The following is a 23276-nucleotide window of genomic DNA, read 5'->3' as shown; positions in this document are numbered from 1 at the left end:
CGCTCTAAAACGCTTTTGGCGCTTTGCGGGGTTGGTTGAAGTAATTGATTGAGTGGCGAAGTTCTTCCATTTGCGGGTCGCGCAGGCAGTCCTCGTAGGCCCCTTCAAGATACGGCCGAAGGATTTCGCGAGCTTTTTGACCGCTGCCAATTCTTCCTTGCAACGTCAGCATGCGTTCAGCAACTTCGAGTAGGAGTGCCTCTTCATCCAGGCGGGTGATGCGACCCTTGTCGACAACCTTCTGGCCTCCCACATAAACGTCCCGCACCGAATTGCCTTGCTCGCAGAACACCAGTTGGGTAAGCGCGTCATTGAGTGGGGTGAAGGCAGAGGTCTTTAAGTCGATCAGGCAAAAGTCTGCCTGCTTGCCGATTTCAATTGAGCCGATTTGGCGTCCACGGCCTATGGCTTTGGCACCGCCCGTAGTAGCCATCGTGAACACTTGAAGAGCATCCACCGGACTGGAAGACGATTGATCCAGTAGTGCATTGGAGAGGGCGGCAAGGCGCATGGCATCGAACATGGAGTTCAAGTCGTTGCCATTGTTATTGTCAGTCCCCAAGCCAACCGGAATACCACGCTTGAGCATCTCGGCCACCGGCGCCACTCCGCTACCCAACTTCATGTTGCAGGCAGGGTTGTGCACCACGCTCGACCCTTTGCTGGCGATCAGGTCGAGTTCATCGGCCGTGAGCCATACCCCATGGGCGAGAACGCTGCGCGAGTTCATCAAGCCGAGCTCGTCCATGTACTTGGCCATGGGCATGCCATAGAACTTTGCCGCCGTGAGTGCCTGGATCCGGGTCTCCAGCAGATGGATGAGTACGGGACGGTCATACTGCTCGGCCAGTTCCCAGGTTTTCTGTAAAAAAGAAGCGGTGCAGCGCTGAGGGCCAGAAGGCGAGAAAACGAAGCGCACTCTGCCGTTCCAGCGCTGCGCCATCTCCTGCCAGTATGCAAGCACCTGTGGAGTGGCTTTTTCGGTTACTGCTCCTTTGAGCTCCGATGGCAGACGCCCGGCGAGATAGGGAATTCCTTCCTGATAGGGTCGGTCGCACCAAGCTACGCTGACGTCGGCCCGGATGCCTAAGATCGAATATGCCTCAAATGCCGCGTGCACCACCTCAGGTTCCAAGTGACCACCGAAGTGCACATCATCGACTACGGTGGTAATGCCATTGCGCAGCATCTCTATTCCGTTTACCAGGGTGCGCAGGTAAACCTCTCGCGGCGTCCAGCCTCGGCGGTGGGTTGGCGGACTGTAGAGCCCCATCCAGATTTCCAAAGGTATGCCGGAAAAACGGCCCTTATCAAAACGGTCGTGCGAGTGATGGTGTGCGTTGATCAGACCAGGTATCAGCAGCTTGCCGCGCCCATCAGTACGCTCGTCGAGATTGACCGTCGAATGATCGATTCGTGGTGCAAGACCAACGAAACGATCGCCGTCGATCAGCACGTCGATAACACGGGCTGTGCCGTCCGTGCCTATAACGTTGACTTGCTCAATCAGATGAAGAAGGGCCATGACTTCCTCCTTTATGGGCGATGCAGGGTGGCTTGCGGGCTCCACCACAGTGGGACTTGAATCTCTTGGTCAGTCAGCGGGCCGTGGCCTTGGGCTACCAATTTCGCCATCGGATAGCCTGCTTGGGCGTGGCGCACTACGCCAATGCCGGCATCGGTGGTGAGACAAGCATCCAGACGTAGGTCAGCCTCTTCGGATCCGTCGGCGATCATGGTGACGCCGGTATGGGCGGAGATGCCCATCGTGCCGTTGGATTGAATCGCCACGAGATCTGCCATGGCCGAGACATTGAGCAAAGCGTTCAGGTACGGCCAATCGGAAATCGCATCGGAACCGTCAAGCATGTTCTCGGTTTCAAACGCCGGATTGGCAATGGAACCGGTGTCGAGGTTGTCTCGCGAGAAAGCGACCGGGCCTTTGAGTTCGCCCGAACGCACTAGGGCGTTGACGGCCAAACCAAAATCGCGACGCTGACCAAAACCGAGGAAGCATATTCGCGCTGGCAGACCTTCTACCGGCAAACGATCGCGGCAGCGGCTGATCCAGCGAGTTACAAGTGGATCGTCCTTAAACATCTCCAGCGCCAAGTCGTCGAGTCGACGTTGATCCGATACTTCGCCGGATACGCAAGTCCAGCGGAAGGGGCCACGCCCGAGGAAGAAGAGCGGGCGGACGTATTCGGCAATGCAGCCTGGATAGGCGAAGGCCTCTTCGCGGGACATGCCGGCGTCAACCGCCTCTTTACGCACAAACGTGCCGTATTCAAAAACCACCGCACCCTCATTCTTGAAGCGGTTCATCGCTCTGACTATGCGTTTCATCGATTCACGGGATTTCGCCATGTAGGCGTCACGGTCGCGCTCAAGCAATTCGGCGGCTTCCGCTAAGGACAGTCCGGCCGGAATCAGTGCGAACGGGTCATGGCATGGGCACATCTCTGTAACGATGTCGGGTTTCCATCCATAGTTCAGAGCTTGCTCCAATGCTTCAACCATATTGCCGAGCACTACTATGGAAAGAGCACGGCCTTCTTTCTGGGCAGAGTCGGCCATTCCGATCGCTTCTTCGAGCGAGGCGGCCTGAATGTCTGCGTAGCCGTTGGCCAAGCGTTCGTCGATGCTCTTTTGGCGTACTTCCACTGTCACGCTGACGCCACCATGCATGGTCATTGCAAGTGGCTGTGAACGCCCCATGCCGCCTAAGCCTGCGGTGAAGAACACACGGCCTTTGAGCTCGCCGCCGAAGTGGCGGTCAGCGACCAGGGCCAAGGTTTCAAAAGTCCCTTCGATGACGCCTTGGCTGCCAATGTACTGCCAAGGCCCAGCGGTGTAGGAGGCGAATGCGGTGAGGTTTTGGGCACTTAGATCGTAGAATTTTGGCCAGTCGGCCTTGATAACGTTACTGTTGGCCATTACTACACGAGGGGCCAGACGGTGTGTTTTGAAAATGGCCACCGGCATACCCGATTGAATGGCCAAGGTCTCATCGTTCTCCAGCTTCTTCAGTGACTCAACGATCGCGTCGTAACTTTCCCAGTTACGTGCAGCCTTGCCGATCCCGCCGTAGACCGTCAGTCGTGATGCGTCCTCCGCGTTTTCCAAGTTGTTTTCGAGCATTCGCAAGATCGTCTCCTGCTTCCAGCCCTTGCACCGCAAGGTACTTCCACGCGCAGCTTTTATTTGTTGAGGTTTTTGCTGGGTCATATCAAGCCACTCTCAGGTTTTTTTACGGAAGCACAGTTGGCAGGCTTCCCCTCGGGTGACTCGATTATTTAAGGCGGCTCCTCGGCGAACCATGCAAAAAGCTGCAACCGAAGTTTCCATATGCGTCATGGTTCATGCCGCAGGCACAGTTCGATACTCACTCGTAAAAGAAACACCTCAGGAGGTGGAACGATGAGTGATTTCGATCTCGTAGTGCGTGGCAGAATCGTCGATCACAAACAGATAGTTGAAGATGGATGGCTTGCCATCCGCGACGGAAAAATTGCCGCTCGTGGAGCAGGTCAGCCGCCGGCCGCCAAGTCCACGCTCGACGAACGCAGGCATTGGGTGCTGCCAGGTGTTATCGACGGTCAGGTGCATTCTGGTAGTCAGGCGAACCAGGAAGGCTTGGGGTGGGCCAGCCGTGCGGCAGCAGCCGGGGGCATCACTGTGATGGTCGATATGCCATATGACGATCCTGAGCCTGTAGCTTGTGCGGCACAGCTACTGCGCAAGGCGGCCGAAGTCGAGCGGGACTGCCATATCGATGTGGGGCTTTTCGCTACCGTGGATGAGAAGCATGGGGTGGGCGCCATTCCCGGACTAATCGAGGCCGGTGCTTGTGCCTTCAAGTTCTCAACGTTCGAGGCAGCCCCTGGCCGTTTCCCTCGCATCGAGGAGGACTTACTGAACGAGTTGTTCAGTCTCATAGCTCCTTCTGGACTGGTGTGTGGAGTGCATAACCAGATGCAGGAGCTGACCCGCAAAAACATCAAACGTCAAATCGAAGTAGGTGATACGGGCTGGGATGCCTTTCTTCGGGCTCATCCGCCATTGATCGAAGATCTGGCTACGGCGCTGATCTATGAGATCGGAGCGCAGACAGGGGCTCGTGCACATCCAGTTCACGTGTCCACCGGGCGCGGTTTTGAGCTTTGCGAGATGTACCGCAAGGCCGGTCATACAGCGACTATTGAAACCTGTATCCAATATCTGATGCTTAACCATGAAGAGCACACACGACGGCTCGGAGCCAAGACCAAGCATTACCCACCGATCAGACCCAAGGCAGAAACTGAAAAAGTGTGGGGCCACATAGCTGCTGGCCATTGCACATTCGTTTCTTCCGACCATGTCAGCTGGGGGCTGGAGCGCAAAAATAACCCAAATGTGTTCCGCAACTCTTCCGGCGGCCCCGGTTTGGAAACGCTGCTGCCAGCGCTTTGGACAGGGGCGACCACCCGTAGCCTTTCACCCACACTGGTCTCGAAACTGCTTAGCCATAACCCTGCTGCACATTTCTTATTGGACGATCGCAAGGGCGGATTTGAAATCGGTAAAGACGCGGATTTCGTGATTCTCGCTGAAGAACGCTACCGCTTCGATCCTTCCGGAAGCCTCAGCGCTGTGAAGTGGAGCTCGTTCGAAGAAATGGAGTTTTCCGCGCGAGTCAAGAAAACATTCTGTCGCGGCCAAGGTGTATTTGACCAAGGAACAATACTCAACAGCCCAGGTTACGGTCGTTTCCTGCGCCCCCACAATCAAAACAAGAGCACCGACCGAAATGAGTGATTCCCAAGTGAAATTGAACCGCGACCGTCTGTGGGGCCGGGTTGAAATGCTCTCCAGTTTTATTGTTCCTGGCGTACCGTGGACGCGCCGTGCTTTCTCCCCTCAGTTCGAAGAAGCACGACGCTGGCTCAAAGGCGAGTTCGAGTCAGCAGGTCTTTGCGTTACCTTGGATGCAGGTGGCAATTTAATCGGTGAGATGAAAGGCAGCGAGCCTGGCCGCAAGCCTTTAATCAGCGGTTCGCATTGCGATACGGTGATGGCCGGAGGGCGCTTCGATGGAATCATCGGCGTATTGGCAGCGTTAGAGGTTGCCCATGCGTTTAAGGACGCAGGACGGTGCCTGCGCCATCCGTTCCAGGTGATTGATTTTCTCTCAGAGGAGCCCAGCGACTACGGCATATCCTGTGTAGGAAGTCGCGCGTTTGCTGGGCTATTAAGCACCGATATGCTCGCTTCCAAGAATCGGGCTGGCGAGAGCCTTGCTCAGGCTTTAACACGTATCGGCGGCGATCCAAATGGTTTGAACCAGGCGTTGAGGACACCCGAGAGCACCGCCGCGTTCGTCGAGTTGCACATAGAACAAGGGCCAGTGTTGGAGAGCCAGGGCGTGCAGATCGGCTCAGTTACCAACATCGTCGGCATCCGGCGGGTGAGCATCACGGTGTGTGGCCTACCAGATCATGCCGGTACGACACCCATGGATCTTCGCCGAGACGCGTTGGTCGGTGCTGCGCACATGATCGTAAAGGCCCGCGATATGGCCGCTGCGCTGTCCGGAAACCCGAACTATGTCGTTGCGACCGTCGGCCGTCTTGATGTGACCCCAAATGTCCCAAACGCAGTGCCGGGGAAGGTTGAGATGGTGCTTGAAGTGCGCAGTGACTCCAAAGATGTGTTGCTGAAATTTCCAGAGGATCTGTTGAGCCAATGCGAGCCGGTGCTCAGAGATCTGCGCTTGAGCGCGGTATCGGTGGCATTGACGTATGCCGACCCAACCGATTGCTCCTTGCTGGTAATCGAAGCTGTGAGCGCAGCCGCCCAAAGTCTGGGCTACAGCAACATAACGATGCCCAGCGGCGCGGGGCATGACGCTGTCTACGTGGGCGCTACCGGGCCAATCGGTATGGTGTTTGTTCCATGCCTCAATGGCCGAAGCCATTGTCCCGAAGAGTGGCTTGAGCCTGAGCAACTCATGCACGGGACAGAGGTGCTGGCTGCAACACTTATGCGACTGGACGCTCAACTGGCCCCAGATTAATCTGCTTCACACGATTCCAATAACAAGGACGAGTGCGCAGGTATGCCGATACCAGCGCTTTACTCCCCAATCCTGGAGTACAAGAAGTGAACAGCCCATCGGTTCCCCCTCTACACGACATTGACCTCAAACACTGGCGGCTTTTCAAGGCTGTTGTGGAGTGTGGCGGGCTGTCCGCCGCCGAGGAGGCTACGGGTATGGGCATATCCGCGATCAGTCGGCAACTGTCCGATCTGGAAGGGCGCTTCGGTAGCCAGCTGTGCCAGCGAGGGCGCAGCGGGTTTCAGTTAACTCAGGAAGGGCAGGTCGCGTACACAGCTGTTCTACGGTTGCTAGATTCCATAGATGAGTTTCGCGACACGCTTGCCCACTCCAAAGGCGAGGTCAAAGGTGACCTTAGTCTGTGGTTAATTGACCACAGCACATTCACTCCCGCCAATCCTATCGCCACCGCCCTTGCAAGTTTTTCTAACATGTATCCGTTGGTGAACCTGAGTATCAGCGTTGCCCCGCCGGACGCGGTCGAACGCGCGGTGGCCGAGAAGAAAGCTGGAGTGGGCATCACCATCTGTAAGTCGGATTTGCCGTCGCTCACCTATCAAGTGATCAGCAACGAGACCTCTGCTTTGTACTGTGGGCGAGGTCATCAAGCTTATGGCAAAGACGAAGATGAGACGCGGTACATCATCGAGCAGGGAGCGCGATATGTGCGTCGGGGCTACCTGATCCAAGATTCAGCCCCGGCTTCCTTCCTGCAGCATTCCTCACCACTGGCCCACCATGTCGAAGCAACTGTGCAGCTGCTGCTCAGCGGCGGTTTCGTCGGGATTGTGCCCGATCACATAGCTCAGCCTTGGGTCTCCAATGGAGAGCTATACCGCTTACCTCTTCCCGAGTTCGTAGTCGACCGTCCGGTGTTTGCCGTCGCTCGGGAGTCAGAGCACCGCACGCGCACCGCAATGCTCATGCAGGACGCGTTAATTGAAGCTTTCGGAAATGGGCGTCACGGGAAATAGCAGGCGGGGCGGGACAGCAGCTCCTAAAGCCGCCACGATCGAGTACAGCGGATTTTTCAATCAGGCGTTATTTCTAAGCCTGCGACTAGGCTATTTGCTATTCCTGCGGAAGTCCGGCGTGTTCAAAAAATGGTGTAGGTGCCGACGCTGCTTCCTCTGGCTAATGCCTTCCCTAGGGTCAAAAACACGCTACCTGTGATATAAATTGTGTACTGACCGGTCGAGACGCTGGTCGTATCAGCATTAGATCCCCGTACAACTGGCTTCAGTGTATCGCCCGCTGAATAGGTCATGATCTAGTGAAAAATTTGTATCAGAAGGAAGGAAGCGCATGGCAAAGGCTGAAATGGCTGGCCAGTTGCCCATTGCCGAAGGTGGCACTAAAGAGCGCATTCTGCGTATCGCTGCGGAGCTATTTTCCACCCGAGGCTACCATGCGACCGGAGTGGCCGAGCTTGAAAAAGCAACCGGGTTAGGTCGAGGGGCGCTTTACCACCATATAGGTAGTAAAGAGGAGTTGTTGTTCGAAATCACGAGCCGCTACCTGAGGGTGCTGATCGCGAAAGGCGTTCCTTTAATCGAAACCGATCTCCCCGCAGAGGAGAAGTTTAGGCATTTCTCGTCGGTGGTCATGCGCGCAATTGTCGATCATCTTGCTGAAATGACTGTTTGTTTCCGGGAGGTCTATTCAGTGATTGGCGAACGTAAAATAGAGTTGCTTGACCTTCACCGCCAGTACGAGCAGATCTGGTCGACAATACTGAAGTCGGGTGTTGAGGAGGGAGTATTCGTTACAGCGGACTCATTAGCTGTCAAAGGGATCCTCGGAATCCACCACTACAGCTACCTATGGATTAAACCTGGTGGCCGACGCTCGCCAGAGGCAATCTCAGTTTTTTTCTGCCAGATGCTACTCCCAGGGTTGAAAACCCCCACCCTTGCGCCTGAGGTTAGAGCTTAAGCTTCTGAATTAAAAAAGGGGGCAAGCATCTGGAGTGATCTCTTGAAAGGTGTCAGCTTCTGGGCCTCAGAAGCTGACGTTCCAGCTCCCGGATTATTGACAGTCCTTGTAGCAAGGTTTCACTCTGACATCGGGCCTATCGTCGACGTAGAACGCGTCGCGATTTGGCATTTTGACCCTTGTGAGGGTGTCTGCGTTAACCGTAGCGTTCACTTCCAGCAGCTCGTTTTTGTTAAGAATGTAACCAACCACTGAGTACACCTGATCATTGCTCAGCGATTGAGGTTGTTGGAACGGCATAGCGCGCCTGACGTAGTCGTATAGTGTGGTCGCGTAAGGCCAATAACTGCCGACTGTTTTCACCGGTTTTTGAGAGGTTAGGGTGCCTTTTCCGCCCATTAGCGCTGGCCCCATGCCGCCTTCGAGGTTGGCGCCATGACAGGCAAGACAGGATGTCTGATAAATCTTCTCTCCGTCCATGACTGTACCTTGACCGGCGGGCAGGTTCTTACCATCGGGGGCAACGTCAATATTCCAACTTGCGATTTGTTCCTCTGTCACTGCATGTCCCAAACCATGCTTTTGGTCAGCCGCTACGCTCGCAACAGTACAAATACTTAATACCCCCAGCGTCATGAGTATCATTTTATGCACGGCCATTTGTCACCTCCCCATTGGAGTTGATTCGCCAAGGCTGGGTAGCATTGTTGTGGTAAAAAGAGACCTCTCCGCGCACTTCCTTCAATTGTTCGAGGCTTGGTTGAACGTACCCTGTCTCATCAATTGCGCGGCTCATAATGACCATTTCCGTTCCTAACCATTCGAATGGGGCGCGGAATGCCGTTAGAGATTTATTGAGTACAGGTTCTTGGAGCTTCGCTTCATACCAGTTACGCCCGCCGTCGACGGACACATCCACTCGCGTAATTTTTCCGTTTCCGCTCCACGCGATGCCACGCATTTCATGGAGGCCTTTGCGTGTGAGTTTATGCGTACCTGAAGGGGAGGTGATGAGCGACTTGCATTCCATAACAAATGAGAATTTTCTTGATCGCCCATCGGCCATGAGATCGGTGTATTTGGCCGTTTCTTCACGGCTATAAGCAGGAGCATCGGTCACATGTAAACGCCGCAACCACTTAATGTGGGTATTGCCCTCATAACCAGGTACTAGCAGGCGTATTGGGTACCCTTGCTCGGGGCGTAGCCTTTCACCATTCTGGCTGTACACGACCATTACGTCATCCAGACATTTCTCTATCGGTATGCTTCGAGTCATGGCTGCACCATCTGCCCCCTCAGCGATAACCCATTTCGCCTCAGGCTTGAGACCTGCTTCTTCCAATAGCGTTTTCAAGGGCACACCAGTCCATTCGGCGCAACTTACCAAGCCCGCTACTTCAGCTGCAGTTTTGCCCCATGGCGGTAAAAAGGAGGGATTTCCTGAACATTCGATGAAGTGAACGCGTGAGACGGCTGGAAATTGCCTTATCTCATCCACAGTAAATAGAAGTGCTGCTTTCGTCAGCCCATGAATCACCAGCTGGTGATTCGCAGGATCGATCTCTGGAACCCCTGCGTGATTGCGTTCATAGAACAGCCCATTGGGTGTGATGATTCCATCCAACTCTTGGAGTGGGGAAGTGCTATAGGCTGACATTGGCTCCTTCAGCCCAGGGTACAAATTGCGTACTGCATTAGTCTCAAACTTAGAAGGTTTACCGTAGGGTACAGCTGTGGGGCCGCCTAGGGTTTTTGTCCAGGCCGGCACCTCCAGCTGCTTGCCCCCAACGGCACTACTAACAGAGGATTCTGTAGCTCTTACAAGAGGTGCAAATGTTGCACCGAGTACCGCTGTGCCGACGATCATGCCTGTTCTGCTTAGGAAGTCTCGGCGAGCCAAGGTTGTGGCAATCTCAGTTTTGTCATCTGTTGAGTCATTCTTCATTTTTGTTCTCCTGATCAACAAGGATGGCGGCCTATCGGCACCTCACGCTGTACCGATCGGTCGGTACTCAGTGTTTCAATGGCCAGCCTAAAAATCAACCTTCAAAGTGCCGAACGGACAGGGCATTCGATTCGCTTGCTGACCAAGGGGCCAACTCATAGCCATCTGAATCGATGAGATGGAAGCTACGTCCGCCCCCGCGAATGCCACCGGTGGCGATTGGGATCCGAGAAATCAATTAGCGCCATTTGCTAAACGCTTGTCGCTAAGCACCAAGCCAATTCCTCCTAACACTGCCAGCGATGTCAGTGCTAAGCGAACGGTGAGGTGCTCACCCAGGATGAGTACCCCAGCGAGAGACGCTAAGACGGGAACACTCAATTGGATGGTTGCTGCTCGAAACGATGAAAGCGAACGTATCGCCGCGTACCAGATTGCATAACCAACACCTGAGGCAATTGTCCCAGACGCAATGGCGCAAAGAGCCCCCAAAAAATCGATCGAAAAGTCATTAACGAAGGGGATCGAAGCCAAAAGCATCATAGGGACGGCTCGCAAGAAATTTCCCGTAGTCGATGCGAGTGGGTCGTTCGATTGCTTGCCGATTAATGAGTATCCGGCCCATGCAATGCCTGACAACAGCATAATTCCAGCGCTACCAAGCGCAGGCGCACTTGTCCCGGGTAATAACAAGGCCACAAGACCTCCAATAGCAAGCAGTAGCCCTACAACTGCGACTCCTTGCATCCTCTCGCCTTTGCAGTACCCGTAACCAAGCATGGTAAGTTGTACGGCGCCGAACAAAAGTAACGCGCCAGTTCCAGTTTCCAGGTTCAAATATGCGTATGAAAAAGCAAACGCGTAGGCGAACAGAGTGAAAGCACCAAACCACGTTCCTGAGGGGCGGGAAGTGGCACCTTTAATCGCTAGGAGCACCCAGAGCATGATAGCTCCGCTTACTAGGCGTATGAGTGTGAAGGAAGTAGCATCAATTTCTGTATGACGAAGCGCAAGCCGGCAAAGCACAGAATTGGCTGCGAATGCCAGCATTGCCAAAGTAGTGAGTATCACTACTTCTTTGGTGTTTTTTAAGGTTGACGAGTCAAGTATTATTCGTCTCATCAAGCGGCTCCAAAAATAGGATTTTTCCGCTAACTACTTCCGGCGGCGTTGAGTAAATCGGGTCTTACTTGCGACTTATCATAGGGGCGCAAATGAAGGTTACCATCCAGTAGGTAGGCGTGCAACTGAAATGTACTGATATGGCGTTCAGTCTGGGTACCAATTCGCCGGGAGGCTCTAGGTTGAGTCGGTGACGCATTTCGCTATGGTGGCTTTTCCCTAAGGCCGATCAATCGGCATGCGATGTCGATTGATCGGTACAGAGCGGAGCGAAGGGCGAGCTGTTGGATTTTGCTTGTCTAGTTTATTTTTTGGGGGGCTTGACTGAATATTTAAAATTTATATCCAATCAACAAGCCAAATGCATCTGGATTGGCCTTGGCTTGGATAGTTCTTTCAATTCTGCCGATGCCCGGTGTTTCTGTGGCAATAGTGGCCTTCGTTTTTATCCAATAATGAGAGTACCCTACGTCAAACACCCAATTGTCGGAAAGAGGAAACTCCGCACCAAACTTCATCACGCCGCCCCAGGTATCATCCAGCTTGGCTGAGCTTGATGTGCCACCGAATCCATTTGTATAAGCATCAGTCATATGCTTGTCAGTATAGAACGTATAGTTTACTCCAGCTCCAACGTAAGGACGAAAACCAAAAACGTCGCGAAAGGTGTATTTCAGAATGACAGCTGGGAACCAAGCTTTCGCAGTAGCGATTTTACCAAGCGACTTTGCAGTGCCAGTAGCATCAACTTTCAAGGTTGGAGGTGCGCCACCTTGTAAAACTATAGACCAAGGCCCGGAAATTTGACGCTCATAGATTATTGCTAGCGTTTGGGTGTTGTTGATGTTCGCTGTAATTCCTGGTGGTGTCGTGCCAGCTGGGCCTTCTAAATCGCTTGTGCTGGTGTGAAAGTGAATGTCAGCAAACCCTAGTTTCACAGCATTCATCGGCTGATCGGACTCCGCGTGGGCTCTTGAACAGAAAAATACAATAAAGAGCAGGGTCACCAAGATATTATTTTTATTTTTGCTGGTCATAGTTATCTCCCAAGGCTATTTGGAATAGCCTTTTATTGGATTTATTTTTTGGGTGGCTAACAATCGTTTATTGCAGAAACATAGTGATGCTGTGAATACGGTCAGGCAGCCGCTCGCGCCGAAAATCTTTTACGAGGCACATAAGTTTGCAGTGTGATGAAGCGTCTTGGTTTTATGGTTGATTAGTAGCCGCTTAGGTGTTTCATAGCAGCTCTGCGGACGTTTTTTGGTAGCAGTTTATTAATGGCGCGGAGTAGGCGAGGGCGCCATGTGTCTACTTCCCAGTGGATGCGTTTGCGGTTCTGTACTGCTTTCCAGATGGTAGCGCTTACATCATCAGCGTTAAGCTTAATGCCAATTGATTTTACAATTTTTCCGTCTAGTCCTTGCATCATAGGGGTTGCAACAAAATTGGGCATTACATCGCATACGTAAATGCCATGGCGATCCCATTCGATGTTGATCGCCTCAGTAAATCCCTTTACCCAAAATTTGCTCGCTGAATATGAGGCCTCACTCGGTACTCCATACTCCGAGCTAAGAGAGCACATGCTGATCATTGACGGTTGTGAACTTTTCTTTAAGTATTGAAGCGCGTGAAAGGTTCCGATTTGCACCCCTTTAATATTCACGTCTGTTAATGCAAGATGTTTTTCAAGTGATATCTTTTCAAAGTCATCAATAAAAGCTATCCCCGCATTATTGATCAGTATGTCAATTACTTCGCCGTGTTCTAAAGCAAACTCTTTCAGCGCCGCAGCAAAGTCCTCAGAGTTGGTTACGTCCAGTCGACGATAAAAATGCTCGTTGCCTAAAATTTTCTTTAGCTTTTCCAGATCTTTTTCGTTGGCGTCGGTTGCGGCTACACGGTATCCCTGTTTGGAAAACATTAGTGCAGTTTCGGCGCCGATGCCTTTGGCTGCGCCTGTGATGAATACGGTAGGTTTGTTATTCATTATTATGTCCTCATGTATAGTTTCTAATTGCCGGCTATCTAATCTGACTTTGGTAACTCAGTTATTCGGGGTGAAAGCGTGCCGCGCAGCGTGAAACACGGCGTTTGAGAAAGGCAATCTCCTTCTCGATAACTCGCTCGAAGGCTTCTCCGACATAGATATCGAAATGGCCTTCTTGGCAAATGTGAATCTCAGCATCCATAGCTCGTTTGGCGTAGTGCAGTGTCGGGCCAGCAGGGGCAACGGTATCCGTCTCGCAGATACAGAACAAAATGGGACAAAAAAGCTTTGTTGTTTTCTTTCCCGGCCGGTAAAGAGCGATATTCAGTGCAAAACGCGCCGCCACGAAATTTTTGAAAGGGTATTTGGCTGGTATCAAACCGAGGTATCCAGATTCGGCATCGTTAGCAGTCATAAGCGCAGCGGAACCCTTTGGCCCCGCAATTTTTACCGGTACTGGCGCAATACCAAGTATCGAGCAGGCCACGTCTGCTACGCCTAGCATGGTCAATTTGAGCGAAGTCAGCAGGTTGACTTTGAAAAACGACGCTAGGCCGTCGGTGAAAGGACACTGGGCGATTACCGCTGCGATTTTTTCGTCAGCAACGGCAGTGTGGATCACATGTCCTCCGCTGAAAGAGGATCCCCACAGAATTACCTTTGCCGGATCCAACTCCTTTTGGGTGCGGGCATAGGCGACGGCTGATCGCCAGTCCTCCTGTTGGCTCGCTATATCCAGGAGTTGCCGAGGTTCACCTTCGCTCGCCCCAAAGTTTCGGTAGTCGAATACCAGGCAGGCATACCCGGCCTCGCAGAACCGCTCAGCAAAAGCATCCAAGCGCATTTCTCGTACTCCACCAAGACCGTGAGCCATCACGACCACCGGGTGCGGGCAGGGCTCTTCCGGCAAGTACAGCCAGGCGGCGCAGCTTGCGCCCTTGGACGGAAACGACACATCTAGACGTTGGGGCATGGTGGAGTCCTTATTGTTTTTTTTGATGCTATTCCAAAATTGGAATGCCTTACAATAAATTTCTTCATGTATACTCGCGCCATGACAAAAATCACCTTTCCCACACGCACCCAACGCAAGGCTGAAGCCACGCGGCTAGCAATTATCGAAAACGCCGAAGCCCTGATTTTGGAGGGGGAGCAGTCGCTTTGACGCTCGAAGCCGTCGCTGAACGAGCAGACGTTGCGGTGCAGACCATCTACAACCGAATTGGTGGACGATCAGCGTTGCTTATGGCAGTTGCTGAAAGGGCCTTTGAGGAAAACAAGGCCTACATGGATGCCGCTTATGCGGCAGCTGGGACGCCTTTAGAGCGACTTCAAATGGCCGCTAAAGGTTACTTTCGGTTCGCTTTTGAACGCCCAAATGAGTTCCGGTTGCTAGCGGATCCTCCTAATGAGCCAGAAGCTTTATCGCGTGTGAGCGAGTTGGTAAGGCACCAAAACAGCAAAATGGAAGCAGCCATTGCCGACGGAATCTCTGACGGTTCGATTGATCCGACCGTAGACCCATATCTTGCTACTACCTCGATGTGGGCAGCAGCTAATGGCGTCCTGAGTTTAATGTGGCGAGCGGATTCAGCTCCGACCAGTCCGGAATTGATGGAGCGGTTATTGGCGCAATGGATGACCATCGTTGTTAGAGGCCTCACTACCCAAAGACGCTGACGATGCCCGAAGCAGTGTTTCCAATACAGGGAAGGGAATCGACCATGCGCTTTGGTCAACTGTCAGAAATGATCAGCAACCATCAAAGAAAATCTCGTCGATGCCCCCTGATCGCAGTCGGTGGAAAGCCAAATCTATCTCGAAATCGGACAGCAAATTGAGACGGCGTTTGATAGCCGACGGAAAGTGCTATCTGCATCACCGGCTGAGCTGTCGATTGGAGTAGCTGCAGCGCAAATGACATGCGAGCATCGATCAGCAGATTGCTTAGGTTAGTTCCTTCCTCAGCCAATCTACGGCGCATAGTGGCCTCGCTCATCGCAAATGCTGACGCTACGGTTCCGGCGCTCCATTCGTTGGCTAGATCTCTTCCGATGAGGCGTCTGACTTTGACCGCCATTGTCAGCACTCGTGACTGCTCAAGTCGTCCTCCGTTTATGCCGATCCACACCAAAAGCTCCTGCAAGCGATGACGAGCAATCATGGTCGGGACGGTGCTGTCTTCCACCGCCTGAATTGCACGATGAAGCGATACTGCAAAATCTGCGATATCGCTTCTCATGGGCAGGGCATGTTGAATGACCGGCAAATCTGGATTGGATTCTGCATTTAAGGCGATCAGCGTTTCATCCCACACCAGCCAGTGAGCTCGGTAGCTACCGTCTTCCGCTAACCTGTTGGTTATATCGAGCGATTGACCACCTGCCACGATGATCGCCTCGCCTGCGCGGATCAAATACTCTCCTCCCGGCCACCGTACAGCTTTCATGCCTTTCTCAACGTAAATCAGCACAGGGCTTTCGATATACAAACGCTTGAACTCCAGATTTTGTTGCTGGAGAACGACTCCTGCTGTCCCGACACCAGGTCGAGTAATGATGCGCAGAGCACTGTAGGAGTCGTAAGCGTTCGTCATCGACATCAGCGGTTGCCTTGTACCGTGAGTGTTGCTTTGCCAAGTGAGCTGCCCAGCACCATAAAGCCCAGCATCGCCGGTGTGGCAGTAGGTGGCAATTCGAGCTTATCGACATTCAAGGCATGAACGGTGATGAGGAAATTATGTGTCTGCCCTTCAGGCGGACAGGCTCCAAGGTAACCAGGCATACCGCTATCGCCCCTGACCTCAAGTGTGCCGGCTGGAAGTTTGCCTCCAGAGCTGCCCGCGCCTTCCTTTAGCTCATTTACATTTTCAGGTACGTTCGCCAGTACCCAGTGCCACCAGCCTGATCCGGTAGGTGCGTCGGGATCATACATAGTCACCACATAGCTTTTCGTACCTTGCGGAGCGCCGCTCCAGGATATTTGAGGGGAAAGATTTTTGCCGTTGCAGCCGAACGCATTGGCGAACTGGGCCTGTTGAAGATGTCCGTTCAATGGGCTGCTGCTTTGCACCTTGAACTCTTGGGCTTGAGTAATACCTGCGGCCAACGAAAGCGCCATGATGCCGGCGACTAAAAATGATTTTTTCATACCGACTCCGATGTGGTTGGAGTCGATATTCTGCGGCGCCAGCCACTCCTTGCCCGTTTGCCGCCGCTCGAATTTGATTGCGATCCAGTCAATTTGGGCGAACCGCAATATTATTAAAGAGGTGATGCGCCAACTCAGCGCTATTGCTCCTTCATTGCTTGGATACTCGCCAGACCCTTTATCAGAGCTGCGGAAGTCGTCTGAATGTGATGAATCAACAGCTCACTGGCCTTGGTCGCATCTTTTGCTAAGGCTGCATCGAGGAGCCTCCTGTGTTCATCACCGATATCCCTATTCTTGGCAGTCATTGCTATCGACATCGCCCGATAGCGCGCCGTTTGTTCGAATAGCATTGCTCGCATTCGCAACAGCCAAGTGTTTGGGCAGGCGCTGACCAGTGCTTCGTGAAACGCCTCATGTGCTGTATTCCAGGCGTCAGCTTCATGGTCGCAGGTGTCAGGCCCCGCAATCCTCGAAAGACAGTGGTAGGCCGAAACCAACCCTGCCTCCCAAGCGACATTGCCGTTTTCGAGGGAGTGGCGAAGGCAGCTCGTTTCTATCTCAATTCGGGCCTGCGTGATGTCGTTCAGATCCGCCAGCGAAACAGCTGAAATTCGAAATCCTTTTTGAGGTTCAGCAATGACAAGCCCTTCGGAGGTCATTCTGGACAGGGCCTCTCGTACTGCGCCTGCGCTGGCTTTGTACTGTCCAGCTAGCTCCTTCACATTGACTCTACTTCCAGGTGGCAACACACAGGACAAAACGTCTCTGCGTAGGCGTTCGTATGTCGCCTGAGTGAGACTTTTGGCCGCGCTTTCTACCATTACCTTCTCTCTCAAAGCTAAAATATTGTTTATTGATAAAAATATATTTTATGCCATAAGATGGATTTGCTCAATTACCAAAAGAGTCGCTGATTGCTAAGACTGCTCCCCACAGGGCCTTCATCGGACTGGAGCGCTCAGCGCGCTGACAGAGCACAGATCCCACTTCGATCGAGGCTGCGCTTTTTTCAACGGCCTCCATTGATGCTCGTTCCACTTTTTTAGAAGACAGCGGAGGTAGTAATGAAGCTTTGTCGTTTTGGCCCACCAGGCAAGGAGCGTCCAGGTTTGCTGGACACCAATGGTCGGATCCGCGATCTCTCTGCGCATGTCACCGATATCGATGCTGCGGTACTGGCCCCTGCAGCTCTTGCTGAACTATCGAAGCTAGACATCGCTGAATTGCCGGTGGTAGAGGAGGGCGTTCGTTACGGAGTCCCCGTGGCCCAAGTGCGTAAATTTATCGCCATTGGACTCAACTACCGAGATCATGCTGAAGAAGCTGGCATGGCGATTCCCACCGAACCCATCATCTTTCATAAAGCCATCAGCTGCCTCTCCGGGCCGAATGACGACATCGTTCAGCCTCGGCATTCCACAAAGCTTGATTGGGAGCTTGAGCTGGGGGTAGTGATTGGAAGTGAAGCTAAATACGTGTCCGAAACCAATGCTCTGGATTACGTAGCTGGTTACTGCTTGGTGAACGATGTTTCTGAGCGGGCTTTCCAGATGCAAAGTTCGCAATGGGATAAAGGCAAGGGATGTGACACTTTCGGCCCGATTGGGCCTTGGCTGGTGACTCGAGATGAGATCGCGGATCCGCAGAACCTCGATATGTGGCTGGACATAAACGGTGAACGGCGCCAAACAGGTAACTCGAAAACGATGATCTTTTCTGTTGCGCAGATTGTGTCTTACTGCAGTCGGTACATGACGCTGCATCCCGGTGACGTAATTTGCACAGGCACTCCTCCGGGGGTAGGCATGGGGATGAAACCGGAGCCTCAGTGGCTACACCCCGGCGATCAGATCCATTTATGGATTGACGGCTTAGGAGAGCAGCGGCAGAAGGTTGTGCCAGCCAGGTAATCCGTAACTCGGCAAATGAGCGTCTCCAAGTGGAGGCGCTTGCTGATTTTAGAATTTGTCTGGCATGTCATGATCCCAGACCTAAATCGAATACGCTGGCTCCCAGCATGATGGCTGCGACGATTCCGACGATCGAGAACGCCTGTTGTAAACGAGGAATGGCCAGCTTGTGAGCTAGCTGCCTTCCCGCGATCAACCCTAAAACCGCACCGACGGCAAACGGTACCGCTGCTTGCCAATACATAACGCCGCTGATCGCGGCTGCAATCACTCCGCCGATTGAAACCGACGCGATCACCGCAAGAGAAGTTGCGACAATACTTTTCATTTCCAGATTGGTGTATCGCGTCAGGGTCGGAATGATGACGAAACCTCCTCCGACACCCAGCAAGCCTGACAGTAAACCCGACGTGAAACCGGTTAACGCCAATACTCGAGCACAGGGCAGCGTCCAACGTAACCGGCCCTTTGCCGGATTAAGTACGCAGGGCAACACCTCGCGTCGTGGAGCGGCACCGCCATTACGGATTTCCCGACTTGCATTGCGCAACATGCGCACGCTTGCGTACACCAGCACCAACGAAAATACGAGTGCGAGAGGCTTGTTGGGAATGCGCTGAGCCAAGTGTAAGCCTAGCGGCGCAGCCACGATTCCAATCGATGATATGAAGGCAGCTGCTTTATATCGAACGACGCCTTGCTTCAATCCGAGCACAGCTCCGACGCCGGAAGCTAAAGCCACTGCTAGCAGCCCGACGGGGGCCGCCTGAGTCATTGATAAACCTAGACCGAAAACCAATACAGGAATGGCGAGGATTCCCCCGCCTGCACCAGTCATGGCCAAAACACCTCCAATGACCGCGCCAAGAACGACGGCCAGCATGCTGTGCTCATCCATATTTTAATGCTCCGCCTGACTTACTTCCGAGTCAGCGAACCATTCACGGCCTTTCAGCATGCAGTGCCAGTAGAACGGCGGGAGAATTCTCTCTTTCAGAAACCAACTCAAACGAGAGGGTTTGCGTCCATCCAGAAACCAGGTGGCAAACGTAGGCGCTAGTTTTCCGCCATATATAAACTCGGCCAAGATAACTTTTCCACGCTCAACCGTCAGAGGGCAGGAGCCATAGCCGTTATACGTAGCTTGACGCGGCCTCATCTCCAGGTTAACCAGGACATTGTTCGCTACAACCGGCGCTTGTTTACGTGCAGCCGCCATGGTTTTCGCATTTGAGGTGTTGATCACATCACCTAAGGCCCAAATATTAGAAAATTTGCGGTGAGCCAAGGTCGACGGGTCTACGTTGACCCATCCCGCATCATCCACAAGCGGGCTTGAGCGAATAAAGTTAGGAGCAACCTGCGGAGGCACCACGTGGAGGATGTCAAACGACTCCAAGACGGTCTCAGTACTCCCGTCTTTATTGGTACGTTCGAAAGTCGCTTGTTTGTTGGGGCCATCCACGGCAACCAGCTTGTGGCTGAATTTCAAGTCGACCGCATATTTTTCCATGTACGACATGAGGGCAGGGACGTAGTCGGCAACGCCGAATAGCACGCCGCCGGCATTGAAAAATTGCGTTTTTATCTGCGCCAGCCGATCGTTTTTCAACCAGTGATCGCATGAGAGATAGAGCGCTTTCTGAGGCGCACCCGCACACTTGATTGGTATTGGAGGCTGCGTAAAGAGGGCCTTGCCTGATTTGAGTTCCTGGACAAGTTTCCAAGTATAAGGCGCAAGATCGTAGCGATAATTAGAGGTTACGCCATTGGAGCCTAATGTCTCAGTTAGTCCTTTGATAGCCGACCAATCGAGCTTCAAGCCAGGGCAGACGACAAGCTGGTCGTACTGAATAACTCTCCCTCCATCGAGGACGACTGCATTGGCCTGTGGGTCGAAAGCAGTTACAGCTGCTTTGATCCACGTCACACCTCGAGGCATGACAGAAGCCATAGTCCTTACAGTAGATTCAGCCTCGAAGATGCCTCCGCCGACCATAGTCCACCCAGGTTGATAGTAGTGCGCGTCAGCAGGGTCGATTAGTGCGATATCCAGATTCGGTTCTCGTGACTTCAGGCTGGCTGCGGTGGCAATGCCTGCAGAACCGGCACCAACAATGACGATCTGGTGATGAGTTGTAGCCATTGCATTGCTGGTGCGTCCACCATTGCTGATTCTGCGCACAATTGAAGAAACATCCACCTGTGCGCTTTTGGTTCTTTCGAGTATGGCGGACAGACTCTGCTTGCCTGCTTCAGAGAGCGCCCACAGCATCGCCGCCCGGGTGCCAGTTCTACAGTAGGCAACCACAGGTCTCGACGCTTCCTTTAAAATTGCGACGAAGGAATCTACCGTTTCATCAGCGATGGCCGATGCTTGGGTGGGCAGGTAGTGAAACGTCATGCCTTCTGCTTCGGCTGCTTGGCGGATCGTTACATGTGTTGGCTGGTCGGGTGCCTCGCCATCCGGCCTGTTGCAGATGAGAGTACGAATCCCGAGCTCAGCCAGTTGCTTCACATCGACCACGGTGAGTTGCGGCGCAATAGAAAAATCCGAACTTAATTTGTAAGTATTCATATTATTTTCCGTTGATAACTACGCAAGGTTAAAGCGTTAAAGCGTTAAAGCGTTAAAGCGTGTTGAGCGGTATTTTCAGATAGCGGATGCCATTCGTCTCTGGTTCTGGCATGTTTCCGCCTCGCATATTGATTTGGACGGATGGCAATATAAGAACTGGCATATCCAGTGTTGCATCTCGTTTTTCTCGCATGCTCACGAATGTGTCTTCGCTTGTACCTTCGCGAACATGAATGTTCTCCTGTTTTTGTGCTTTCACACTGGTAATAAACGCAAGAGGTCGACCATTGGGACGGTAATCGTGGCACATGAAGATGTTGGTTGATTCAGGAAGCGCCAAAATTTTATGTATTGACCGAAAGAGTGTTCTGGCGTCCCCTCCTGGGAAGTCGCACCTTGCTGTGCCGTAATCAGGCATGAACAATGTATCGCCCACGAACGCGAGCCCTGTTTGTTCATCCTGGATAAGATAGGTCATGCAGGCAGGTGTGTGCCCAGGCGTATGCAACGCTTGGGCGGTTAAGCTGCCGATATGAAACGTATCGTTGTCATCAAACAAAATATCAAACTGGTCGGAACCGCTTCTAAGTTCTTCTTCCGTATGGAACAAGTGGCTAAAGACTTTTTGAACGTCTTTTATTCTGTTTCCGATACCAATCTTGCCGCCTAGCCGTTGTTTTAAATATTGTGCAGCAGTCAAGTGATCGGCATGTAGATGAGTCTCGAGGATCCATTCAACGGATGCACCCAGCTCCGTCACGCGTGCAACGATTCTGTCGGCTGATTCCGTTTTTGTGCGGCCCGATTTCGGATCGTAATCAAGCACGCTATCGATGAGCGCACACTGCATGGTTGAGCGGTCAAGCAACAGATAGCTGAACGTCGAAGTCGCTTCGTCAAAGAATTCTTCGACCAGTATTTTTTCGCCGAAATACATTAGATAGCTCCTGAATAGCTGCTATGTCAGCAGTCTCAAGATCCATGCCAGTGTTGATCTCTCCATTGAACGCTCTAAACAGCGTGTTTCCTGAGTTTCCGGGGCGAGGTATCCGTGTCTGCCATTATTTTTGGCAGTTGCCTGGCAGTCTATGGCAGTATTTGGCAGGAAACATACGTGTTCGGGAGACGATTATGAGTAGTGGGCTAATCACTACGAGCAATGTAGATGTTCAAGCGTTGATTTCTTACCTTGAGCATGACGATAGACCCACCATCGTCCTGGATGTCGAGTACAACGTCATCGCCTCCAACAAGGCCTATCAAAGGCATTTTGGTGTTGAGGGAACACCACACGTTGGCTCCAAATGCTTCAAGGTTTCGCATGGCTATGCCGTTCCCTGCGATCAGGCGGGTGAGCTTTGTCCAATGCGAAAGGCCTTTGATAGCCATGCTGCGGAAAGGGTACTGCATATCCATCACACTCCCCGGGGGCCAGAACACGTTGATGTTGAGCTCCGTCCCATTTTGGATCGCCAGGGCCAGGTGGTTGCTTACGTTGAAAGATTGATCACCGTAGACATAGCGTCTGCGCAGCCGCAAAAGCAGGGGCTAGTGGGCGTGTCGCCGTCTTTTAAACAGGCGTTGAGCGCGCTGCAGCGAGCGGCGCCTTCCCCGATTCCCGTTCTTTTGCAGGGGGAGTCGGGAACCGGTAAAGAGCTGTTCGCTAGGGCACTCCATATGGGTAGTCCGCGCTCAAAGGCACCTCTGGTTGTAGTCGACTGCACTGGCCTTTCAGAGTCGCTGTTCGAGAGTGAATTATTTGGCCATGAAAAAGGAGCATTCACAGGCGCGCTCAGTAAGAAAATTGGGCTTGCAGAGGCTGCGCATGGTGGTACGCTTTTTCTGGACGAAATAGGCGATGTGCCTCTCTCCATGCAAGTCAAATTGTTGCGTCTAATTGAATCGGGCAGTTTTAGACCTGTGGGTAGTTTACGGACGATCCATTCTGATTTCCGTCTCGTTGTTGCAACTCATAAGCCTTTGAAGGATATGGTTGAACTTGGCACTTTTCGCGAAGACCTCTACTACAGAATCAGCGCTTTCCCTATAACGCTTCCGCCATTGAGAGAGCGTTTAGACGATTTGCCGCTGCTGATAGAAAGTCATCTAAAACGAATTGCACCTGGCAGTCGGGCTGAGATTGACGAGGAAGCATTGAAGCGCCTCACGCTGTATTCATTTCCGGGGAATATCAGGGAGCTAAAAAATATTCTTGAACGGGCGCGTCTGTTCAGTGACGACGGGATTGTACGGGAAAAAGATTTGCCTACGAATGTGACTGGCCACATCTCCCAGTACAAAAAAAATAATAGAAATAGTAAGTCCCTAAAAAACCTTGCCCAGGTGCTTAATGGGTTCGAGGGGTCGCGAGCAGATTTAGCCAAGGAATTGGGGATTAGTGAGCGAACGCTTTATCGTCGGATCCAGATTTTAGAAGGAGATAGATGAGTCTTATCGGCGAGCAGTTTGAAGATTTTAATCTTGGGGTAAAATATTCCGGCAGAAAAGCAAGCACAGCCCAATTAGGGGCTGTGCAT

The 23276-nt window shown here is 52.6% G+C and carries 21 protein-coding genes; 7 read left to right on the top strand and 14 right to left on the bottom strand.

Annotated features, from left to right (window positions below; all coding sequences use genetic code 11):
- Window positions 1-4: 4 nt before the first annotated feature.
- Together K5R88_RS08700 and K5R88_RS08695 are read right to left on the bottom strand one after the other, a co-directional pair.
- A complete protein-coding gene (locus tag K5R88_RS08700) occupies window positions 5-1525 on the bottom strand; it encodes an amidohydrolase family protein (RefSeq protein WP_226299755.1) in 1521 nt (506 codons plus the stop codon).
- Between the two features lie 11 nt (window positions 1526-1536).
- Complete coding sequence (locus K5R88_RS08695) at window positions 1537-3228, bottom strand: urocanate hydratase (protein WP_226299754.1); 1692 nt, start codon at window positions 3226-3228, stop codon at window positions 1537-1539.
- A 192-nt stretch (window positions 3229-3420) separates the two neighbouring features.
- Here K5R88_RS08695 and K5R88_RS08690 point away from each other — a divergent pair, with 192 nt between their 5' ends.
- The 4 genes from K5R88_RS08690 (at window position 3421) to K5R88_RS08675 (ending at window position 8035) form a co-directional block, all read left to right on the top strand.
- The gene (locus K5R88_RS08690; RefSeq protein ID WP_226299753.1) at window positions 3421-4800 is read left to right on the top strand and encodes a dihydroorotase; all 1380 of its coding nucleotides are present in this window, start codon (window positions 3421-3423) and stop codon (window positions 4798-4800) included.
- Window positions 4793-6058, top strand: coding sequence for a Zn-dependent hydrolase (locus tag K5R88_RS08685; RefSeq protein ID WP_226299752.1), 1266 nt, complete (start codon window positions 4793-4795; stop codon window positions 6056-6058). The genes K5R88_RS08690 and K5R88_RS08685 overlap by 8 nt, the downstream gene beginning before the upstream one ends.
- Before the next feature lie 86 nt (window positions 6059-6144).
- Window positions 6145-7074 (top strand): LysR family transcriptional regulator, encoded by a 930-nt coding sequence (locus tag K5R88_RS08680; RefSeq protein WP_226299751.1) that lies wholly within the window; start codon window positions 6145-6147, stop codon window positions 7072-7074.
- 331 nt (window positions 7075-7405) lie between these two features.
- The gene (locus K5R88_RS08675; RefSeq protein WP_226299750.1) at window positions 7406-8035 is read left to right on the top strand and encodes a TetR/AcrR family transcriptional regulator; all 630 of its coding nucleotides are present in this window, start codon (window positions 7406-7408) and stop codon (window positions 8033-8035) included.
- A 93-nt stretch (window positions 8036-8128) separates the two neighbouring features.
- Here the strand turns inward: K5R88_RS08675 and K5R88_RS08670 are convergent, their stop codons facing one another.
- The 6 genes from K5R88_RS08670 to K5R88_RS08645 all read right to left on the bottom strand — a co-directional run bounded on the left by K5R88_RS08670 (window position 8129) and on the right by K5R88_RS08645 (window position 14071).
- Window positions 8129-8695, bottom strand: coding sequence for a c-type cytochrome (locus K5R88_RS08670; RefSeq protein ID WP_226299749.1), 567 nt, complete (start codon window positions 8693-8695; stop codon window positions 8129-8131).
- Window positions 8682-9983, bottom strand: a complete 1302-nt coding sequence (gene soxC / locus K5R88_RS08665; RefSeq protein WP_226299748.1) for a sulfite dehydrogenase — start codon at window positions 9981-9983, stop codon at window positions 8682-8684. Before soxC ends, K5R88_RS08670 begins: the two co-directional genes overlap by 14 nt.
- A gap of 234 nt (window positions 9984-10217) precedes the next feature.
- Window positions 10218-11105 (bottom strand): DMT family transporter, encoded by an 888-nt coding sequence (locus K5R88_RS08660; protein WP_442963905.1) that lies wholly within the window; start codon window positions 11103-11105, stop codon window positions 10218-10220.
- Window positions 11106-11437: 332 nt separating this feature from the next.
- On the bottom strand, window positions 11438-12142 hold the full coding sequence (locus tag K5R88_RS08655) for an OmpW/AlkL family protein (RefSeq protein WP_226299747.1): 705 nt from the start codon (window positions 12140-12142) through the stop codon (window positions 11438-11440).
- Window positions 12143-12324: 182 nt separating this feature from the next.
- Complete coding sequence (locus K5R88_RS08650) at window positions 12325-13098, bottom strand: SDR family oxidoreductase (RefSeq protein WP_226299746.1); 774 nt, start codon at window positions 13096-13098, stop codon at window positions 12325-12327.
- A 61-nt stretch (window positions 13099-13159) separates the two neighbouring features.
- Window positions 13160-14071 (bottom strand): alpha/beta hydrolase, encoded by a 912-nt coding sequence (locus K5R88_RS08645; RefSeq protein WP_226299745.1) that lies wholly within the window; start codon window positions 14069-14071, stop codon window positions 13160-13162.
- Between the two features lie 188 nt (window positions 14072-14259).
- Between K5R88_RS08645 and K5R88_RS08640 the strand changes: the two genes are divergently transcribed.
- On the top strand, window positions 14260-14778 hold the full coding sequence (locus K5R88_RS08640) for a TetR/AcrR family transcriptional regulator (RefSeq protein ID WP_226299744.1): 519 nt from the start codon (window positions 14260-14262) through the stop codon (window positions 14776-14778).
- Between the two features lie 82 nt (window positions 14779-14860).
- Here K5R88_RS08640 and K5R88_RS08635 read toward each other — a convergent pair whose 3' ends face one another.
- The 3 genes from K5R88_RS08635 to K5R88_RS08625 form a co-directional block, all read right to left on the bottom strand.
- Window positions 14861-15700 (bottom strand): helix-turn-helix transcriptional regulator, encoded by an 840-nt coding sequence (locus K5R88_RS08635; protein ID WP_226299743.1) that lies wholly within the window; start codon window positions 15698-15700, stop codon window positions 14861-14863.
- Entirely contained in the window at window positions 15700-16248 is a 549-nt protein-coding gene (locus K5R88_RS08630; protein WP_226299742.1) for a YbhB/YbcL family Raf kinase inhibitor-like protein, read from the bottom strand. Before K5R88_RS08630 ends, K5R88_RS08635 begins: the two co-directional genes overlap by 1 nt.
- A 140-nt stretch (window positions 16249-16388) precedes the next feature.
- The gene (locus tag K5R88_RS08625) at window positions 16389-17072 is read right to left on the bottom strand and encodes a GntR family transcriptional regulator (RefSeq protein ID WP_226299741.1); all 684 of its coding nucleotides are present in this window, start codon (window positions 17070-17072) and stop codon (window positions 16389-16391) included.
- A gap of 243 nt (window positions 17073-17315) precedes the next feature.
- On the opposite strand from K5R88_RS08625, the gene K5R88_RS08620 reads away from it, so the two are divergent.
- Window positions 17316-18161, top strand: a complete 846-nt coding sequence (locus K5R88_RS08620) for a fumarylacetoacetate hydrolase family protein (RefSeq protein ID WP_226299740.1) — start codon at window positions 17316-17318, stop codon at window positions 18159-18161.
- Between the two features lie 67 nt (window positions 18162-18228).
- On the opposite strand, the gene K5R88_RS08615 is transcribed toward K5R88_RS08620, so the two are convergent.
- The 3 genes from K5R88_RS08615 to K5R88_RS08605 are packed head-to-tail and all read right to left on the bottom strand — an operon-like array spanning window position 18229 to window position 21676.
- A complete protein-coding gene (locus tag K5R88_RS08615; protein ID WP_226299739.1) occupies window positions 18229-19059 on the bottom strand; it encodes a sulfite exporter TauE/SafE family protein in 831 nt (276 codons plus the stop codon).
- Between the two features lie 3 nt (window positions 19060-19062).
- On the bottom strand, window positions 19063-20739 hold the full coding sequence (locus K5R88_RS08610) for a bifunctional protein tyrosine phosphatase family protein/NAD(P)/FAD-dependent oxidoreductase (RefSeq protein WP_226299738.1): 1677 nt from the start codon (window positions 20737-20739) through the stop codon (window positions 19063-19065).
- A gap of 52 nt (window positions 20740-20791) precedes the next feature.
- Window positions 20792-21676: an MBL fold metallo-hydrolase gene (locus tag K5R88_RS08605; protein ID WP_154862835.1), complete on the bottom strand. Its 885-nt coding sequence runs from the start codon at window positions 21674-21676 to the stop codon at window positions 20792-20794.
- Between the two features lie 194 nt (window positions 21677-21870).
- On the opposite strand from K5R88_RS08605, the gene K5R88_RS08600 reads away from it, so the two are divergent.
- Complete coding sequence (locus K5R88_RS08600) at window positions 21871-23187, top strand: sigma-54 interaction domain-containing protein (protein WP_226300249.1); 1317 nt, start codon at window positions 21871-21873, stop codon at window positions 23185-23187.
- Window positions 23188-23276 lie beyond the last annotated feature (89 nt).

Origin of the sequence: Pseudomonas sp. MM213 (assembly GCF_020423045.1) — a bacterium.
GTDB lineage: Bacteria > Pseudomonadota > Gammaproteobacteria > Pseudomonadales > Pseudomonadaceae > Aquipseudomonas > Aquipseudomonas migulae.
Note: the sequence above shows the minus strand (reverse complement) of the source record. Positions and strands in the feature narration are given on the sequence as shown.

What these genes read in the sequence shown, in the direction of transcription:
- K5R88_RS08700 (WP_226299755.1), bottom strand. Translation starts at nt 1,525, where the DNA reads ATGGCCCTTCTTCATCTGATTGAGCAAGTCAACGTTATAGGCACGGAC.
- K5R88_RS08695 (WP_226299754.1), bottom strand. Translation starts at nt 3,228, where the DNA reads ATGACCCAGCAAAAACCTCAACAAATAAAAGCTGCGCGTGGAAGTACC.
- K5R88_RS08690 (WP_226299753.1), top strand. Translation starts at nt 3,421, where the DNA reads ATGAGTGATTTCGATCTCGTAGTGCGTGGCAGAATCGTCGATCACAAA.
- K5R88_RS08685 (WP_226299752.1), top strand. Translation starts at nt 4,793, where the DNA reads ATGAGTGATTCCCAAGTGAAATTGAACCGCGACCGTCTGTGGGGCCGG.
- K5R88_RS08675 (WP_226299750.1), top strand. Translation starts at nt 7,406, where the DNA reads ATGGCAAAGGCTGAAATGGCTGGCCAGTTGCCCATTGCCGAAGGTGGC.
- K5R88_RS08670 (WP_226299749.1), bottom strand. Translation starts at nt 8,695, where the DNA reads ATGGCCGTGCATAAAATGATACTCATGACGCTGGGGGTATTAAGTATT.
- soxC (WP_226299748.1), bottom strand. Translation starts at nt 9,983, where the DNA reads ATGAAGAATGACTCAACAGATGACAAAACTGAGATTGCCACAACCTTG.
- K5R88_RS08660 (WP_442963905.1), bottom strand. Translation starts at nt 11,105, where the DNA reads ATGAGACGAATAATACTTGACTCGTCAACCTTAAAAAACACCAAAGAA.
- K5R88_RS08655 (WP_226299747.1), bottom strand. Translation starts at nt 12,142, where the DNA reads ATGACCAGCAAAAATAAAAATAATATCTTGGTGACCCTGCTCTTTATT.
- K5R88_RS08650 (WP_226299746.1), bottom strand. Translation starts at nt 13,098, where the DNA reads ATGAATAACAAACCTACCGTATTCATCACAGGCGCAGCCAAAGGCATC.
- K5R88_RS08645 (WP_226299745.1), bottom strand. Translation starts at nt 14,071, where the DNA reads ATGCCCCAACGTCTAGATGTGTCGTTTCCGTCCAAGGGCGCAAGCTGC.
- K5R88_RS08635 (WP_226299743.1), bottom strand. Translation starts at nt 15,700, where the DNA reads ATGTCGATGACGAACGCTTACGACTCCTACAGTGCTCTGCGCATCATT.
- K5R88_RS08630 (WP_226299742.1), bottom strand. Translation starts at nt 16,248, where the DNA reads ATGAAAAAATCATTTTTAGTCGCCGGCATCATGGCGCTTTCGTTGGCC.
- K5R88_RS08625 (WP_226299741.1), bottom strand. Translation starts at nt 17,072, where the DNA reads ATGGTAGAAAGCGCGGCCAAAAGTCTCACTCAGGCGACATACGAACGC.
- K5R88_RS08620 (WP_226299740.1), top strand. Translation starts at nt 17,316, where the DNA reads ATGAAGCTTTGTCGTTTTGGCCCACCAGGCAAGGAGCGTCCAGGTTTG.
- K5R88_RS08615 (WP_226299739.1), bottom strand. Translation starts at nt 19,059, where the DNA reads ATGGATGAGCACAGCATGCTGGCCGTCGTTCTTGGCGCGGTCATTGGA.
- K5R88_RS08610 (WP_226299738.1), bottom strand. Translation starts at nt 20,739, where the DNA reads ATGAATACTTACAAATTAAGTTCGGATTTTTCTATTGCGCCGCAACTC.
- K5R88_RS08605 (WP_154862835.1), bottom strand. Translation starts at nt 21,676, where the DNA reads ATGTATTTCGGCGAAAAAATACTGGTCGAAGAATTCTTTGACGAAGCG.
- K5R88_RS08600 (WP_226300249.1), top strand. Translation starts at nt 21,871, where the DNA reads ATGAGTAGTGGGCTAATCACTACGAGCAATGTAGATGTTCAAGCGTTG.